The sequence below is a fragment of the Shewanella sp. genome, assembly GCF_048265805.1.
Classification (GTDB): domain Bacteria; phylum Pseudomonadota; class Gammaproteobacteria; order Enterobacterales; family Shewanellaceae; genus Shewanella.
In genome coordinates, this window is the sequence record NZ_JBLXAT010000001.1 from 42,129 (window position 1) to 59,156 (window position 17,028).

Genomic DNA, 17,028 nt, shown 5'->3' on the forward strand with positions numbered 1-17,028 from the left:
TTTAATAACGATTAACTAATTGATTAGACAATATTTTTATTTTAACCACCCGCCAAGCTGGCAGCCCGCTAGCCAAACTAACTTCCAGAAACCTGATTTCCACCACATTTTTGTAATTTAACTACAAATATAGTTATGTCATACAAATTAACTGGTATTTGCTCAAGTGAGGCATCTTATGACCCAACAGCAAGAAATCGCTGCGCTGAAAAAGTATGTACGGGCCACTAACTTTTTGGCGACTTCACAAATCTACCTGAAAAACAATGTGCTTTTCAAACGTCCCCTACAGCACGGCGACATCAAGCCACGTTTGCTGGGTCACTGGGGTACTTGCCCAGGCATTAACTTTGTTTATGCCAACGTAAACCGTTTGATCACCAAGCACAACCGTAAGTTCTTGTATCTTGTAGGTCCAGGCCACGGCTTCCCTGCTGTACAAGCTAACCTGTTTATGGAAGGTTCTCTGAGCCACTACTACCCAGAAACCATTCCTTACAACGAAGACGGTATTTCAGATATCTGCCGTAAGTTCTCTGCCGCTTATGGTTACCCTTCGCACGCTAACCCGGAAGCACCTGGACAAATTCTGGAAGGTGGTGAACTGGGTTATTCGCTATCTGTCGCTTGGGGGGCAGTACTCGATAACCCTGATTTAATCGCGACAGTATTAGTGGGCGACGGTGAATCAGAAACAGGGCCTTTAGCAGCCTCTTGGTATGCTAACCGTCTAGTTTCTCCAAAGAATAACGGTGCGATTCTACCAATCGTGCATATCAACGGTTACAAAATTTCTGGTCCAACTCGTATGGGCCGTATGGACCGCGAAGAACTGGAAGCTGAATTCACTGGTTTGGGTTACTACCCTATCTATGTAGATAGCAACCTGCCAGAAGACGTGTACGTACAAATGACCAATGCAATGGACAAAGCGTACGACATGATCACCGAAATCCAACGTATCGCACGCAGTGGCGACGATGTATGTAAGCCACGTTGGCCAGTCATCCTAATGAAAACCGCCAAAGGCTGGACTGGTGTGCCTGAATTTGATGGTAAAAAACTGGAAGGCAACTGCGAGTCTCACCAAGTTATCGTTAACAAGTGCGCCACTGATGAACGTCACTTGACCGCACTGAATAACTGGTTAGACAGCTACAAGTTCCACGAACTGTATTCAATGAACGACAAAGGTGAGTTGATCTTTGATGCAGAGATCCAAAGCTTAATTCCACCAAGCGAATTGTGCTGTGGTCAACAACGTCTGAGCTACGGTGGTGAAGTGGTTCAAGCGGTGAAAAACCCTGAGCTGACCAAACTGGCTTATGGTCCAGACATCGTACGCGGTAGTCGCGGTTACTCCATGCTGAAAATGGGTGAATGGATGCGTGATGCGTTCAAACTGAACGAAAACGAACGCAATATCCGTATCTTCAGCCCTGATGAAACTTATTCAAACCAGCTGCAAGCAGTATTTGAAGCCACCGACCGCGCATGGCAATGGCCTATCGAAAGCTGGGATGACGACATGAGCCGTGATGGTCGTGTACTGGAACTACTGTCAGAAAACCTGCTGTTCGGTATGATGCATGGTTACACAGTGACTGGTCGTCACGCCATGTTCCCAACTTATGAGTCGTTCTCACAAGTTATCGCATCAATGGCTGACCAATACTGTAAATATGTGCATGCTAGCCAAGGTATTCACTTCCGTAAGCCTGTACCTGCATGCAACGTCGTATTGTCTTCACTGCTGGAACGCCAAGACCACAACGGTTACTCACACCAAAACCCATCATTCTTGGGGGCAATGCTTGAGAAACACGCTGAGATCGTATCGGCTTATCTGCCAGCAGATGCTAACTCAACCTTGGTTTACACCGAAAAAGCTTTCGCTGGTCGTGACAAACTGAACATTCTGGTCGCTGGTAAGAAAGAGCTGCCACAATGGTTGAGCTTGGAAGAAGCGCGTAAACAAGCTGAAGACGGCGTCATGGTTTGGGACTTCGCTTCTGACGAAAACCCAGACGTGGTTCTGGCAGGTTGTGGTGATTACGCAACACAAGAAGCCATGGCAGCATTGGTACTGGTACGTGAACAACTGCCACGCGTTAAAGTCCGTTTCGTCAGCGTTACCGAGTTGAACGCCAACGGCTTGGGTAGCTTAGAGTTCTCATCTAAACCTTGGTTGCTGGACGATATCTTCACCACGGATAAAGGTGTGGTATTTAACTATCACGGTTATCCAAACACCATCAAGAAACTGGTGTTTGACTATAAAGGTGCACATCGCTTCCGCATCAAAGGTTACGAAGAAGAAGGTTCAACTACTACGCCATTCGATATGGGTGTACGTAACGGTACTTCTCGTTATCACTTAGTGATTGATATGGCCTACAAACTGTTCCAACAAGGTGTAATCGATGAGACAACTCACTCACGTATTACCACCGACATGTTGCAACGTCTGGTTGACCACAAAAACTACATCAAAGCTAACGGTGTAGACCCAGAATACATTGAAAACTGGGAATGGAAACGTTAATAGATAGTTAAATATCTATCTAAATTTGAAGAGCCACTGAAAAGTGGCTCTTTTTTTATGCAAAAACAGGAAAAATCTCTAAATCATCCTAACCTATTAAAATATAAGTGCGGTTCAACAGGAATTCAGCTTGAGCCACTAATAATGTGCCCGCGATACCAAAGCGTAAGTCGTAACGCTGAGGCGTGCGCGACGCAAAGCAACAAACAATATTTTTCAAGGATTTGGAGAATGATGATGAAACTGAAATTAACCCACCTTTTAGTGCTTGCAGCGCTACCTACTGCAGCCTATGCAGATGAATCACTCAGTCCTTGGTACGTTGGTGCCGGTGCTGGTCAAACTAACTTTGGTCCCAACTGTGAAATGACCGAGATGCAAATCTGTGGCGATGATGAACCGTTCGCCTATGAAGCATTTGGTGGTTACATGATCAATGACTACCTGTCATTAGAACTTGGCTGGCGCCACCTAGGCCATTCCACATGGATTGACTATGACAATGTAGCTAACGACGTTGGTGTTAAAGGCTTTACCTTAGGTGTGGTTGGCTACTGGCCTTTAGGTAATAGCTGGAAATTAGTTGGTGAAGCTGGGGCGTTTAACTACACCACCCAGAACGAAATCAACTGGGGTGAAGATCGCCTAGAGCACAACGATGTTGGCCCTTACTTAGGTGCGGGTATCTCTTATGACATTACTAAAAAGCTGTCGCTAGCAGCTAAGTATCGTCGTTATGAAGATATTGATGAATCTCGTGTAAGCAACCTTGAGATGGACGCTAACTACTGGGGTATTACACTGAGCTATCGCTTTGGTGGCAGTGAACCAGAGCCAACGCCAGAACCTGTTGTAGTGGCGGCAGCGCCAGTTGATTCAGACAACGATGGCGTAACTGATGACCTTGATCAATGTCCAGATACCCCAATGGATCACAAGGTCGACGCGCAGGGTTGTACCATCTACATCGACAAATTGGACGACTTGAGAATTGAAGCCCAATTCGATAATAACTCTACCGTCCTGAAACCTGATTCTATGGGTGAAATCGAAAAAGCGGCGAAGTTCCTCAACAAGTATCCAAAAGCACAAGTTGAAATTGCAGGCCACGCTTCTTTACCTGGTAAAGAAGATTACAACCTGTGGATTTCCCAGAAACGTGCGGATGTAGTCGCCAAAGTGTTAGTTGAACAATATGGCATTGATGCTAACCGCATCACCGCCAAAGGCTATGGTGAATCTGAACCACTGATGCAAGGTTCTTCTGCGGAAGCCAACGCAGCAAACCGACGTATCGTCGCTAAAGCCGTGTTTAAAGAGAAACAACCTCTGCTGAAATAAACACTTATATTCGTCTAAAAGCCGCTGGTTCCAGCGGCTTTTTTATTTTTGTCATACGCAATTAGTATTCAGCGAGTAAAATCAGTACACTGACCACATCAAATTTGCCTCAGTCGACTGCTTTTTTTTGGTTGATTTCAGCCACAATTGTAATTTTTTTTCATTGACGAATTGAAAAAGTAATACAATTTAGCGTCTAATAGCCAATCTGAAAAGCAGCATTAATGACAGCTTATCTAAAGGAAGTTATCCATGGCCAATACCTTAGCGCAATTAAAATCAGTTACGACTATTGTTGCCGACACCGGTGATATCGAAGCAATCAAACGTTACCAACCTGAAGATGCCACGACCAACCCATCGTTGATCCTTAAGGCATCTCAAATCCCTGAATATGCTGCGTTGATTGACGAAGCCGTTGCATGGGCAAAAGCACAAAGTAGTGATGCCGCTCAACAACTGGAAGATGCCAGCGATAAACTCGCCGTAAACATCGGTTTAGAGATCCTCAAAATCGTTCCAGGACGCATCTCTACTGAAGTAGATGCACGTTTATCTTTTGATAAAGAAGCATCAATCGCCAAAGCCAAAAAACTGATCAAACTCTATAAAGATGCTGGTATCGATAAATCACGCATCCTGATCAAACTGGCGTCAACGTGGGAAGGCATCTGTGCCGCCAAAGAGTTGGAAGCCGAAGGCATCAACTGTAACCTAACACTGCTGTTTAGCTTTGCCCAAGCGCGTGCATGTGCAGAAGCGGGCGTATATCTGATCTCACCATTTGTGGGTCGTATTCTGGACTGGTACAAGAAAAGCACCGGTAAAGATTATACTGCCAGCGAAGACCCAGGCGTAGTATCAGTCACTAGCATCTACAACTACTACAAAAAACACGGCTACAACACCGTAGTAATGGGTGCAAGCTTCCGTAACACGGGTGAGATCATCGAACTAGCTGGCTGTGACCGTTTAACTATCGGCCCTAACCTGCTGGAAGAGTTGGCGAATGCAGATACCGTTATTGAAACAAAACTGCAAGCAACAACAGACGTTGAAGCAGCACCCGCACCACTGACCGAAGCACAATTCCGTTGGGAATTTAACGAAGATCCAATGGCAGTGGAAAAACTGGCTGAAGGTATCCGTAACTTTGCCATCGACCAAGGCAAATTGGAAACCATGCTGACCGCGAAACTCGCTTAATCAACCGCAGGACAGACATCATGACTCAACTGACACAATCTCCTGCTTGGCAGGCGTTGTCACAGTTAAGTGGCAACCTGCCGCACATGCGTAAACTGTTTGCTGATAATCCACAGCGCTTTGAACAGATGACGCTAAAGCAGTGTGGTCTTTTTCTTGATTACTCTAAAAACCGCGTCACCGATGCCGTAATGCAACAATTGCTGGCACTGGCTGAAGAAGCGGGTTTAGAGCAAAAAATTGCTGCCATGTTCAGTGGTGCCATTATCAATACCACCGAACAACGTGCAGTATTACATACCGCATTACGCGCACCTGCCGATGCGGATATCCGTGTTGACGGTGTTAACGTGGTACCCGAGGTACAAGCAACACTGGCGAAGATGGAACAGTTTGTAGCTGATATCCATCAAGGTAACTGGAAAGGCTATACTGGCAAAACCATTACTGACGTGGTTTCTATCGGTATCGGTGGCTCATTTTTGGGGCCCAAAATAGCCTCTGAAGCCTTGCGTCCGTACTGGACTGGCCACGTCAACGTGCACTATGTGGCTAACGTCGACGGCACGTCTATCGCCGAAAAACTAAAGCTAGTTAATCCTGAGACTACCCTGTTCCTGACATCGTCAAAATCATTTGGCACGCAGGAAACGCTGACCAACACACTTAGCGCCAAAGCTTGGTTCCTTGCCAATGGTGGTAGCCAGCAAGATGTGGCGAAACACTTCGCTGCCATCACCTCTAACGTGGCTAAAGCGACTGACTTTGGTATTGATGAAACCAACATTTTCCCAATGTGGGATTGGGTTGGTGGTCGTTACTCGCTGTGGTCAGCTATCGGTTTACCGATTGCGCTGTTGGTTGGCATGGATAACTTCCGTGGTTTGCTAGCAGGCGCTCGCGAAATGGACGCACACTTTGCCTCTGCACCATTTAGTGAAAACATGCCAGTGCTGATGGGTATGTTGTCACTGTGGTACAACAACTTCTTTAATGCCCAATCACACGTAGTGTTGACTTACGATCACTACCTGCGTGGCTTACCCGCTTACTTCCAGCAGCTCGACATGGAAAGCAATGGTAAATCCGCTAAGATGAACGGTGCGCAAGTCGACTACAGCACAGGGCCAGTGATCTGGGGCGGTGAAGGCACTAACGGCCAACACGCCTATCACCAGTTATTACACCAAGGTACTGCGCTGATCCCAGCCGATTTCATCATGCCACTGCAAAGCCACAATCCGTTGGGCGAGCACCATATTCAGTTAGCCTCTAACTGCTTTGGTCAAACTCAAGCATTGATGCAAGGTCGCACTTTCGATGAAGCGATGGCTGAACTGCAAAATAGTAAGCTGTCTGACGCTGAGAAAACCGTTATTGCTAAACACAAAGAGATGGCGGGTAATAAACCAAGCAACACCATCTTAATGGATAAGCTGACACCACAAACGCTGGGTGCCCTGATTGCGCTTTATGAGCACCGCACGTTAGTACAAGGCACTATCTGGGACATCAACTCATTTGACCAATGGGGCGTAGAACTGGGTAAAACCTTAGGGAATGATGTGCTGGATCGTCTTGCCGCTGACAGTGATTGTGATGCACTAGACGCTTCAAGCAACGGTCTTATCAACGCGTTTAGAAAAGGTTGTATCTAGCGCTAAACTGATAATATCTAAGCAGTTAAAAAGCCGATGTTAACCATCGGCTTTTTTGTTCTAATTACCGTAAACTTATTTTCATCTAACCGTCGCTTTTTAGTAACAGCCACGAAACATTCCGCTTGCACTCTGTTTAATATCTATGCTATTAAATTGCTGAGAAAAACTACAACAGGAGGTTGCCATGGATCGTTTAGGCTACGGTAGTGCGCTAGAAGAGTCGAGTGAGACCCCAAGTCGCTCTCGGGGTTCAAGTAAAAAACGTAAGTGGCGCGAGATTGAAGCGCTAAAAGAAAAACATCGTTTGTTGAAAGAATTACGCGATATCGACAGCAGCTTTGAAGATGATTTAGACAGCTTGCTGATTTAACTTCACAAGTAGAATTTCCTGTAAAAAAGCCCCGATATTCGGGGCTTTTTTGTTAACTAATTAGCAGCTCACCGCAACTCTGCAGGTACCGCAAATACGGTATCCTCTTCTCGTCCTTCTACTTCTGTCACCACACTCGGGGCTGCAGCAGCAACGGCTTCGACCACTTGTTGCACTAGCACTTCTGGCGCAGAAGCACCGGCGGTAACCGCCACTTTCGCGACGCCATCAAACCATGTGCAATTGATGTCTTCCGCGGTATCGACCAGATAAGCGCGGGTGCCAGACTTTTCAGCCAATTCGCGCAAGCGGTTAGAGTTAGAACTGTTCTTCGAGCCAACCACAATCAACATATCAACATCAGAGGCCAGCTTTCTCACCGCATCTTGGCGGTTCTGTGTGGCGTAGCAGATATCATCTTTGCGTGGTCCTTCAACGCTAGGGAAACGCGCCTGCAACGCCGCAATGATGTCTTGAGTATCATCAACTGACAATGTTGTCTGGGTCACGAAGCAGAGATTATCAGGATTCTTCACCTGCATCTTAGCGACGTCTTCTACTGACTCTACCAGATACACGCCACCTTCAGGATTGTCGTACTGTCCCATGGTGCCTTCGACTTCTGGGTGGCCTTCGTGACCAATCAGAATGCACTCAATGCCTTTACGGCTGGCACGAGTCACTTGCAGATGCACTTTAGTGACCAGCGGACAAGTGGCATCAAAGACTTTAAGACCGCGAGACTTGGCTTCTTGACGCACAGCTTGCGACACACCGTGAGCACTGAAAATGACGATACTGTTGTCTGGTACTTGATCAAGTTCATCAACGAACACTGCACCACGGTCTTTGAGGTTCTGTACCACATAACGATTGTGTACCACTTCGTGACGCACATAGATCGGTGGAGAAAACAGCTCGAGGGCACGTTCAACAATACTGATAGCACGGTCAACGCCAGCACAAAAACCACGAGGATTCGCCAGCAAAATATTCAGCCCACCAGCAGCAGGTTTTAATGCGGTCATCTTAGCGCTCCTCAATCACTTCAATTTGAAACGTTAATGTCTGTCCCGCCAGCGGATGGTTCATGTCCACGGTAACAGAATCGCCAGCGACTTCACGCACAATCCCAGGGATTTCACTACCACCAGGGCCGGCAAAACCCACAATAACACCGGCTTCCAGCTGCATATCAGCAGGAAACTTGCTGCGGTCCAGATAATAGATAGCATCAGGGTTAGGTTCACCAAAGGCATCTTGCGGCGCCAGCGTAAATTCCGTCGTATCTCCCACCTGCAGATCAACCAAAGCCTGTTCAAACGCTGGGCTTAAACTATCATCGCCAATGTTTAACAAGGCGGGTTGTTTACTGTTACGGGTGTTTTCAGCGGTTGAACCATCATCGAGTTTGATCACCATATGGCACAGTAGTGAACGGGTAACATCAGCCATTGCTTTTATCCTCGCGCGGCTTTTTAACGAAGAAACCTTCAAAGATAATCAGCACTGCGCCAACGCAGATCGCTGAATCTGCAATGTTAAACGCAGGGTAATGGTAGTTTTGGTAAAAGAAGTGCAGAAAATCTACCACAAAGCCGTGCATCAACCGGTCTATCAGGTTTCCGATGGCGCCACCAATAACTAAGGTAAACGCTACACCAGTGAGTTTATCGGTCCAGTGTTGGCGACGTAACCACACGGTCAGCACCACACTAAAACCAATAGCGACCAAGGCGAATAGCCAGCGCTGCCAACCACCTGCATCATGCAGGAAGCTAAAAGCAGCGCCAGTATTTTGCCGATAGGTCAGCGAGAAAAACGGTAGCAGGTTGAGCGACTCGTTAAGCTTAAAGGTAGCCAGAATGATCTGTTTAGACAGTTGGTCGGCGAGGATCACCAAACCAACTATCCAATACCAGCGCAGGCCACTTTGTTTCCAATCAGCGGGCATGCGGGTCACCTTATGCAAAGTTGCGATGTTCGCCATCACCTTCAATGTTGGTCACACAGCGACCACACAGATGCGGATGAGCTTGGTTCACACCTACGTCTTCACGATGGTGCCAGCAACGCTCACATTTCTCAGCGGCGGTTTTAGCCACCAACAGTTTTAAACCTTTCAGCTCAGTGTCGGCAGCTTCAGCTACGGCATCAGCCAGTGGTGCAACAATGGCTTTTGAGGTCAACAACACAAAGCGTAACTCGTCACCGAGCTTGGTCAGCGTAGCCGCTAAATCAGCGTCGGCAAACAAGGTTACTTCCGCTTCCAGCGCACCACCGATAACTTTGTCACGACGGCCTTGTTCCAAAGCTTTGTTGACTTCGTCACGTACGGTCAGCAGTTGCTGCCAGTAATCGTCGCTCAGGTCATCATCTAAGGTGACGCTACGCAGGCCGTCATACCACTCTTGGGTAAATACGTATTGCGCCCGCTCGCCTGGCAGCAATTGCCAGATTTCATCGGCAGTAAAGCTGAGGATTGGCGCAATCCAGCGTACCAGCGCTTCTGAGATCAAATACAACGCTGATTGACAGCTACGGCGCGCATTACCATCCGCCTTAGCGGTGTATTGACGGTCTTTGATGATATCCAGATAGAAGCTACCCAGCTCTACTGAACAGAACTGCATCAGTTTCTGAGTCACTACGTGGAAGTTGTATTCGTTATAGGCTTGCAGCAACTCTTGTTGTACTGCGTGTGCACGACGTACCACCCAACGATCCAACGCTACCATGTCTTCAATGGCGACCATATCGGTTGCTGGATTAAAGCCACTTAGGTTAGCCAACAAGAAACGGGCGGTGTTACGGATACGGCGGTATGCGTCAGCACTGCGTTTCAGAATTTCATCAGATACGGTCATTTCGCCGCTGTAATCGGTAGATGCTACCCACAGACGTAAAATATCAGCACCTAAACTGTTGGTCACTTTCTGCGGCGCGATGACGTTACCCAATGACTTAGACATCTTACGGCCTTTGGCATCCACGGTGAAACCGTGAGTCAGCACTTGGCGATAAGGCGCTTCGTTGTGCATAGCGGTCGACAACATCAAAGATGACATGAACCAACCGCGGTGTTGGTCTGAACCTTCTAAGTACAGGTCAGCACGCTTGCCTTGGAATTCAGGACGCGTACCTACCACTGTAGAGAACGTTGAACCTGAGTCATACCACACGTCTAAGGTGTCAGTGACTTTACGATATTGATCAGCGTCATCACCTAAGATTTCGGCCACATCAAGATCCCACCAAGCTTGGATACCTTGTTGTTCGATACGATGTGCGATGCGCTCCATCAGCGCTACGCTGTCGGGATGTAGCTCTTCGGTTTCCTTGTTCACAAACAAGGTGATCGGTACCCCCCAAGTACGTTGGCGGGAGATACACCAATCAGGGCGGTTCGCTACCATCTTCTCGATACGGGCTTCCCCCCACTCTGGGATCCATTGCGTTTGACCAATTTCAGTCAAAGCTTGGCTGCGCAGGCCGTTGTTATCCATTGAGATAAACCACTGCGGCGTGGCACGGAAGATAATCGGTTTTTTATGGCGCCAGCAATGCGGATAACTATGGTTGTATTTTTCAAAGTGCATTAACGCATGGCGTTCTTTGAGCAAATCAACAATCGCATCATTGGCTTTAAAGACAAACTGACCAGCGAACAGCGGCGTATCTTCTTTATAAACGCCCTCATCGTTCACTGGGTTGGCCACTTCCAAGCCGTATTTGTTACCGACCACGAAGTCATCTTGACCGTGACCAGGAGCGGTGTGAACCACGCCAGTACCTGAATCGGTTGTCACGTGATCGCCCAGAATGACTGGAACACTGAAGTCATAGAATGGATGTTGGAACTGCATCAGCTCCAGTGTTTCGCCTTTAGCACGGCCCAACACTTTAGCATCGGTCGCGCCGTAACGTTTAACGCAATCTTCCCACAACGCTTCAGCCAACACTAAGTGCTTAACGCCGCTTTCCAGCTGCAGTTCAACCAGTACATAGTCCAAGTCTGCACTCACGCACAAAGCGCGGTTAGCTGGCAATGTCCACGGTGTAGTCGTCCAGATCACCATGGCAATATCGCTGATATCGCCAGCGCCAAAAGCGGCCGCCACTTTAGCGCTATCTACCGCGGTAAATGCAACATCGATAGCTGGTGAAGTTTTATCTTCATATTCCACTTCCGCTTCAGCCAACGCAGAACCACAGTCAGTACACCAGTGAACTGGCTTAACACCTTTTTGCAGGTGACCGTTATCAATAACTTTTGCCAATGAACGGATGATGTTAGCTTCTGTGTCAAAATTCATGGTCAGGTATGGATTGCTCCAATCACCCAACACACCTAAGCGGATAAAGTCATTGCGCTGGCCATCTACCTGTTTAGCAGCATATTGGCGGCACTGCTCACGAAACTCGGCGGCAGAGATCTTTTGCCCAGGCTTACCCACTTTTTGCTCAACTTTAAGCTCAATAGGCAGACCGTGGCAGTCCCAACCGGGAACGTACGGCGCGTCAAAACCTGACAAGGTTTTTGACTTGATAATAATGTCTTTAAGGATCTTATTAACTGAGTGACCAATATGAATGTCGCCGTTCGCATATGGAGGGCCATCATGCAGAATAAATAAATCACGGCCAGCACGGCTGTTGCGGATCTGCTGGTACAGGTTGTCACTGTTCCAACGATCCAGCATTTCGGGTTCCCGGTTTGCCAGGTTGCCACGCATCGGAAACTCAGTTTCCGGCAAATTCAGAGTTGATTTATAGTCGCTCATCGATCCTTTACCATTTTGTTGACTGAAAAATCAGCCTGCATCTTTGCTGAGTAAGGCCTTCGCCTTGTCAACATCATAATTAATCTGTTGTTTTAGCGCGTCCAGAGACTGGAACGGCTTTTCATCACGAATCTTAGCCACCAGTTCTACGGCGACTTTTTTTCCATACAAATCGTCATTGAAGTCAAACAAGTTCACTTCCAACTGGCAGGTTTGCCCTTGTACTGTAGGGCGGTAACCGATATTGGCTACACCGTCGTACACATCACTGCCGTCCCACCATAATCGCACCGCAAACACTCCTTTGATCGGGACGACTTTGCGTTTTAAGGCGATGTTCGCCGTAGGAAAGCCGATGGTACGGCCAATTTTTTCCCCATGTGCGACGCGGCCAGACATGACATACGCATGCCCCAATAAACGCCGCGCCAGCTCCAAATTACCTTTAGCTAACGCCTCGCGCACCATGGTCGAACTAACACGCTGGTCACCGACCAGAAAACTTTGCGTGCTCACCACCGCAAAGCCGTACTGCTCACCCGCTTTGCATAGCATCTCAAATGTGCCACGGCGTTGTTGACCAAAACGAAAATCGTCCCCAACGACCAAATATTTAACGCCTAGCTGTTTCACTAACAGCTCAGCAATAAACGCTTCGGGCTGCATACTGGCAAAACGTTGATTGAAGTTAACGCACAGTACGCGTTCAATACCTAGCTCTTCCAACAACCGCAGTTTATCTGCCAACAAACTTAAACGTGCTGGCGCATTATCACCACAAAATAGCTCTTGTGGCTGCGGCTCAAACGTCATAGCCATCGCAGGCAAGCCTAGATGGTGCGCTCGTTTAACCAGATTACCAACCACTTCTGCATGACCACGGTGCACCCCATCGAAATTACCAATGGTTAACACGCACCCATGATGTTTGGGCAGAATATTGTGAATTCCGCGAATCAATTCCATACCAAAAACGACCGCTTCGGCGCAAATTGGCGGATTATATACCAGCTCATGATGATAATCAGCCCTTGGACACAGGTTTTGGCTGCCATGGACGAATCCCCGTGACCAGTAACACCACAGCATATACCGCTGCCCCTGCTGCAATTAAGCCCAGCAGATGCTGAACCCGTTCAGCAAAATGCCACTGCGCCCATTGCTGCACGTCTGGAGTGAAATACACCAGTAAGGCCACCATAGCGCATACTGCGAGGAGCACCTTGGCAATAAACACTAACGTTTTACTACTCAATCGATACACATCTCGCTGATGTAAACCGCGGTATAGCAGACAAGTATTCAACGCCGCAGACATAGATGTCGCGATCGCCAAGCCCACATAGCCAAAAGGAACCGCCAGCATAATGTTAAACACCATGTTACTGACCATAGCAATAATGCCGTACTTCACCGGCGTTTTAGTATCTTGACGCGCGTAGTAGCCTGGCGCTAACACTTTAATCAACATAAAGCTCAGCAGCCCCGAGCCATAAGCCACTAACGAGGCGCCCGCGTGCGCCACATCGCTCACGCTAAACTCGCCGCGCATAAATAGCACCATTAACATCGGCTGGGCTAACACAATCAAGCCGGCCATAGCAGGCGCACCGAGCAGAATAACCGCCCGAATGCCCCAATCCATGGTGTCATTGAAATCTTGCTTATCTGCCGTCACAAACCGCTTAGATAATGCTGGCAGAATGACGGTGGCAATCGCAATACCAAATAAGCCGAGCGGAAACTCAAGTAAACGGTCGGAGTAATACAGCCAACTGATAGAACCCGTCACCAGAAAGCTGGCAATAAAGGTGTCTAACAGCAAGTTGATCTGTGACACGCTGACACCAAATAACGCCGGCAGCATCAGCTTACGAATTTTAACCACGCCTTCGTGGTCCCATCCCCACCGCGGCCGAACCAAAGCTCGCTCGCGCAACAAGAATGGAATTTGAAATAGAAATTGAATCACCCCGCCAGCAAACACCCCCCACGCTAAACCAATTTCAGGATGGTCTAACTTCGGGCTGAGAAAAATAGCTGCGGCAATAATCGCCACGTTCAAAAATACCGGAGTAAATGCCGACACCGCAAAGCGGCCACGAGTATTAAGGATGGAGCCCGCCAAGGCGGTAAAAGTGATAAACCATAAATAAGGAAAAGTAATTTTTAGCATCAATGATGCTAGCTCGAACTTAGCGCCATCAGCTTCACCGTGAAGCCATGCGACAAACCATCCTGCACCAAACAATGCTGTCAATGCTGGCGACGCCAGCACACCAATCACAGTCACTATGGAGACCAATACCCCCAATGTGCCAGCAACTTTAGCCAGCAGTTCGCGCACCTCATCGCTGCTCTTGGTTTCTTGATATTCGGTGAGTACCGGCACGAAGGCTTGGGCAAATGCGCCTTCGGCAAACAGCCGTCTGAGAAAGTTAGGAATTTTGTTGGCAAAGAAGAATACATCGGCGCTCACCCCCGCGCCCATTAGGCTCGCTACCACCACATCACGTACTAAGCCCAACACTCTGGAAATCAACGTCATTGCACTCACAATGAGCCCAGAACGAACCAGTTTTCTACTCAATCAACTCACCCTAAATTTGGTAGGCCAGCCAATACAGCGCAAAATCTCAAAATTTCCTTTTTGGGCTGTCACACGCTAGTTTTTACTGTTAGAATGCGCCCCATCTTACACGAGTTGGGTTGAGGAACACCAAATCGCTGCGGAATAATTTGCTTTTATGGCGGATTTTCCACCGGTGTCGTTGACAACGTCGCGAAAAACGTGCATTCTCCTCGGCCTTTAAAAGTTATCATTCCAGTTTTTAGGAGTTGCACCTTGGCTAATAGCAAGACTGCAAAGAAACGCGCAATTCAATCTGAAAAGCGTCGTCAACACAATGCGAGCCGCCGCTCAATGATGCGTACTTACGTTAAAAAAGTTATCGCTGCTATCAGAGCTGGTGACCATGCTGCTGCTGTTGAAGCTTTCAACGCTGCACAACCAATTCTTGACCGTATGGCAACAAAAGGCCTGATCCACAAGAACAAGGCTGCTCGTCATAAGTCTCGTTTGAACACTCGTATCAAAGCACTGGCTGCTTAATTGATTCGAATGTCATAAAAAAAACCGGCGAAAGCCGGTTTTTTTTATGTCTGCTATTAGATAATTAGTGGCAATACATATTATCGAGCAGACGAATGATCTCACGAACCTCTTCACTTTTCAGCGAATAGTATACCGTTTGGGCCTCTTTGCGCGTTGTGACCAAATTATCCTTGCGCAGCCACGCCAGATGCTGTGATAACGCTGACTGACTCAACCCGAGTTTCTTATTCATTTCACCAACGCACATCTCGCCTTCATTCAGCAGATAGCACAAAATAAATAACCGTCTCTCATTAGCCAGCGCTTTCAGCAAAACCACCGCGTGGTCCGCTCGCTGTTGCATTAACTCAATATTCATACGAGCTTTCTCTCCTAAAATAAATTCCACCCCTAATATAGCGTTGGCTTACACAGATAGACGGGACGCAAAGCACATTTTTTGGTACATTATTTCGAAAAATGGGACACACATATAAAAAATAAGGAATTATATGAGAAACCCCCTAATAATTTTTACGTTGAGCGCGATATTAACTGGATTTTCCAATGGTTCCTATGCAACAACTTCCGATTTAAATCAAAAGGTTGCAACATCTCTCAATTCAAAAGCACAACAATCTGACCTAGCTTACAAAATTGCGGAATCTTTGACAGTCGAGATAGGTCCTCGCTTGGCTGGCAGCCCAGAAGATCTGCGCGCAGTTGACTGGGCTACCGCTAAATTACAATCACTTGGATTTGATAAAGTCTACAAAGAACCCGTGGTAGTGCCTGTTTGGCAACGGGGAACAGCGAGTGCTCGTGTTGTCGCCCCCTACCCTCAGCCGTTAGTGCTCACCGCTTTAGGTGGCAGTGTAGCAACGCCTGAAACTGGGCTAACTGCTAATATTGTTCGTTTCGACAATCTTAATGCGCTAAAACATGCAAATAAGAAGAATGTTGAAGGCAAGATAGTTTTTATCGACGAAAAGACCGAACGTTTCAAAACCGGTGCTGGTTATGGCAAAACGGTGGGAGCGCGAGTTAATGGCGCAGTAGAAGCCGCTAAACTCGGCGCGGTAGCCATTGTTATTCGCTCTATCGGTACAGACAGCGACCGTATGCCGCATACAGGCATGATGCGTTACGATGACAAGGTCAGCAAAATTCCAGCAGCGGCACTGAGCAGCCCTGATGCTGACCTACTGACTGCCATGCTGGCACGCACGTCTGATGTCACCATTGAGCTAACATTAACGCCTAAAGATCTAGGTACCACCACAACTTACAACGTCATCGGTGAAGTTACTGGTGCATCAAAGCCTGATGAAATCGTGCTGTTAGGCGCCCATCTCGACTCATGGGACGAAGGCACTGGCGCGATTGATGATGCATCTGGTGTGGCAATCGTCACCGCTGCTGCCAAGCTGATTAGTGAACTGCCAGAACGCCCGGCGCGCACTATTCGAGTGGTACTGTTTGCCGCAGAAGAGATCGGTATGGTGGGGGGTAAAGCTTATGTTGAGCAACATAAAGCTGAACTGAGCAAACACTACATCGCCGCCGAGTCTGACTTTGGTGCAGGCCCTATCTATCGCGCTGATTTGCGTGTGGCACCATCCGTATTTAGCCAAGCGCAGCAGCTGTTAGCCCCTCTAGCCAACGCAGATGTTGAGCAAGGTGATAATAATGCCCGTGGTGGTTCAGAAGTCTCTTTGCTGCCAGCGCATGGCGTGCCCGTTGCTTCATTGCGTCAAGATGGGCGTGATTATTTTGATTACCACCACACCCCCAATGACACCTTAGATAAGATCGATCCCGCAGCATTGGCGCAAAACGTGGCGGTGTATACGCAATTTGCCTATTTGATGGCGCAATCTTCCCTTGAGTTACGTCCAATCAAGTAATATTCCAGCGCCACATCAGTGCCGTTTGCTGCTGCCAGCGGTACTGATGTGATACAATTCACACTCTCCCCATCATGGTCGAAAAATCGACCAACATTCATGCGTTTTGGCGGTAATTCA

14 protein-coding genes are annotated in these 17,028 nt (G+C 47.8%); 7 read left to right on the plus strand and 7 right to left on the minus strand.

All coding sequences use genetic code 11. The features are described 5' to 3' along the window. Nucleotides 1-178: 178 nt before the first annotated feature. The 5 genes from ACN0TT_RS00175 to ACN0TT_RS00195 all read left to right on the plus strand — a co-directional run bounded on the left by ACN0TT_RS00175 (nt 179) and on the right by ACN0TT_RS00195 (nt 7,123). A complete protein-coding gene (locus ACN0TT_RS00175) occupies nt 179-2,545 on the plus strand; it encodes a phosphoketolase family protein (protein ID WP_417760134.1) in 2,367 nt (788 codons plus the stop codon). 231 nt (nt 2,546-2,776) lie between these two features. Beyond that, nucleotides 2,777-3,886: an OmpA family protein gene (locus tag ACN0TT_RS00180; RefSeq protein ID WP_417760135.1), complete on the plus strand. Its 1,110-nt coding sequence runs from the start codon at nt 2,777-2,779 to the stop codon at nt 3,884-3,886. 252 nt (nt 3,887-4,138) lie between these two features. Then, nucleotides 4,139-5,092: a transaldolase gene (gene tal / locus ACN0TT_RS00185; protein ID WP_417760136.1), complete on the plus strand. Its 954-nt coding sequence runs from the start codon at nt 4,139-4,141 to the stop codon at nt 5,090-5,092. A gap of 20 nt (nt 5,093-5,112) precedes the next feature. Next, nucleotides 5,113-6,750, plus strand: a complete 1,638-nt coding sequence (gene pgi, locus ACN0TT_RS00190; RefSeq protein WP_417760137.1) for a glucose-6-phosphate isomerase — start codon at nt 5,113-5,115, stop codon at nt 6,748-6,750. A gap of 187 nt (nt 6,751-6,937) precedes the next feature. Beyond that, entirely contained in the window at nt 6,938-7,123 is a 186-nt protein-coding gene (locus tag ACN0TT_RS00195) for a DUF3545 family protein (protein WP_417760138.1), read from the plus strand. Nucleotides 7,124-7,191: 68 nt separating this feature from the next. Here ACN0TT_RS00195 and ispH read toward each other — a convergent pair whose 3' ends face one another. From ispH to murJ, 6 genes are read right to left on the minus strand one after another with little or no spacing between them, the layout of a single operon-like run. Continuing rightward, nucleotides 7,192-8,121 (minus strand): 4-hydroxy-3-methylbut-2-enyl diphosphate reductase, encoded by a 930-nt coding sequence (gene ispH, locus ACN0TT_RS00200; RefSeq protein ID WP_417760325.1) that lies wholly within the window; start codon nt 8,119-8,121, stop codon nt 7,192-7,194. Nucleotides 8,122-8,152: 31 nt separating this feature from the next. Then, nucleotides 8,153-8,578, minus strand: coding sequence for an FKBP-type peptidyl-prolyl cis-trans isomerase (gene fkpB / locus ACN0TT_RS00205; RefSeq protein ID WP_417760139.1), 426 nt, complete (start codon nt 8,576-8,578; stop codon nt 8,153-8,155). After that, the gene (lspA, locus tag ACN0TT_RS00210) at nt 8,571-9,077 is read right to left on the minus strand and encodes a signal peptidase II (protein ID WP_417760140.1); all 507 of its coding nucleotides are present in this window, start codon (nt 9,075-9,077) and stop codon (nt 8,571-8,573) included. The genes fkpB and lspA overlap by 8 nt, the downstream gene beginning before the upstream one ends. Nucleotides 9,078-9,087: 10 nt before the next feature. Then, a complete protein-coding gene (ileS, locus tag ACN0TT_RS00215; protein WP_417760141.1) occupies nt 9,088-11,907 on the minus strand; it encodes an isoleucine--tRNA ligase in 2,820 nt (939 codons plus the stop codon). A gap of 30 nt (nt 11,908-11,937) precedes the next feature. Beyond that, entirely contained in the window at nt 11,938-12,873 is a 936-nt protein-coding gene (ribF, locus tag ACN0TT_RS00220; RefSeq protein WP_417760142.1) for a bifunctional riboflavin kinase/FAD synthetase, read from the minus strand. A 58-nt stretch (nt 12,874-12,931) separates the two neighbouring features. Beyond that, nucleotides 12,932-14,497, minus strand: coding sequence for a murein biosynthesis integral membrane protein MurJ (gene murJ, locus ACN0TT_RS00225; protein ID WP_417760143.1), 1,566 nt, complete (start codon nt 14,495-14,497; stop codon nt 12,932-12,934). A 255-nt stretch (nt 14,498-14,752) separates the two neighbouring features. Here murJ and rpsT point away from each other — a divergent pair, with 255 nt between their 5' ends. Further along, nucleotides 14,753-15,019 carry a 30S ribosomal protein S20 gene (gene rpsT, locus ACN0TT_RS00230; RefSeq protein WP_417760144.1) on the plus strand — a complete coding sequence of 89 codons (267 nt, stop codon included), beginning with the start codon at nt 14,753-14,755 and terminating at the stop codon, nt 15,017-15,019. A gap of 64 nt (nt 15,020-15,083) precedes the next feature. Here rpsT and ACN0TT_RS00235 read toward each other — a convergent pair whose 3' ends face one another. Then, nucleotides 15,084-15,380: an ArsR/SmtB family transcription factor gene (locus ACN0TT_RS00235; RefSeq protein WP_037444692.1), complete on the minus strand. Its 297-nt coding sequence runs from the start codon at nt 15,378-15,380 to the stop codon at nt 15,084-15,086. 133 nt (nt 15,381-15,513) lie between these two features. Between ACN0TT_RS00235 and ACN0TT_RS00240 the strand changes: the two genes are divergently transcribed. Continuing rightward, nucleotides 15,514-16,908, plus strand: a complete 1,395-nt coding sequence (locus tag ACN0TT_RS00240) for a M20/M25/M40 family metallo-hydrolase (RefSeq protein ID WP_417760145.1) — start codon at nt 15,514-15,516, stop codon at nt 16,906-16,908. The last annotated feature ends 120 nt before the right edge of the window (nt 16,909-17,028 follow it).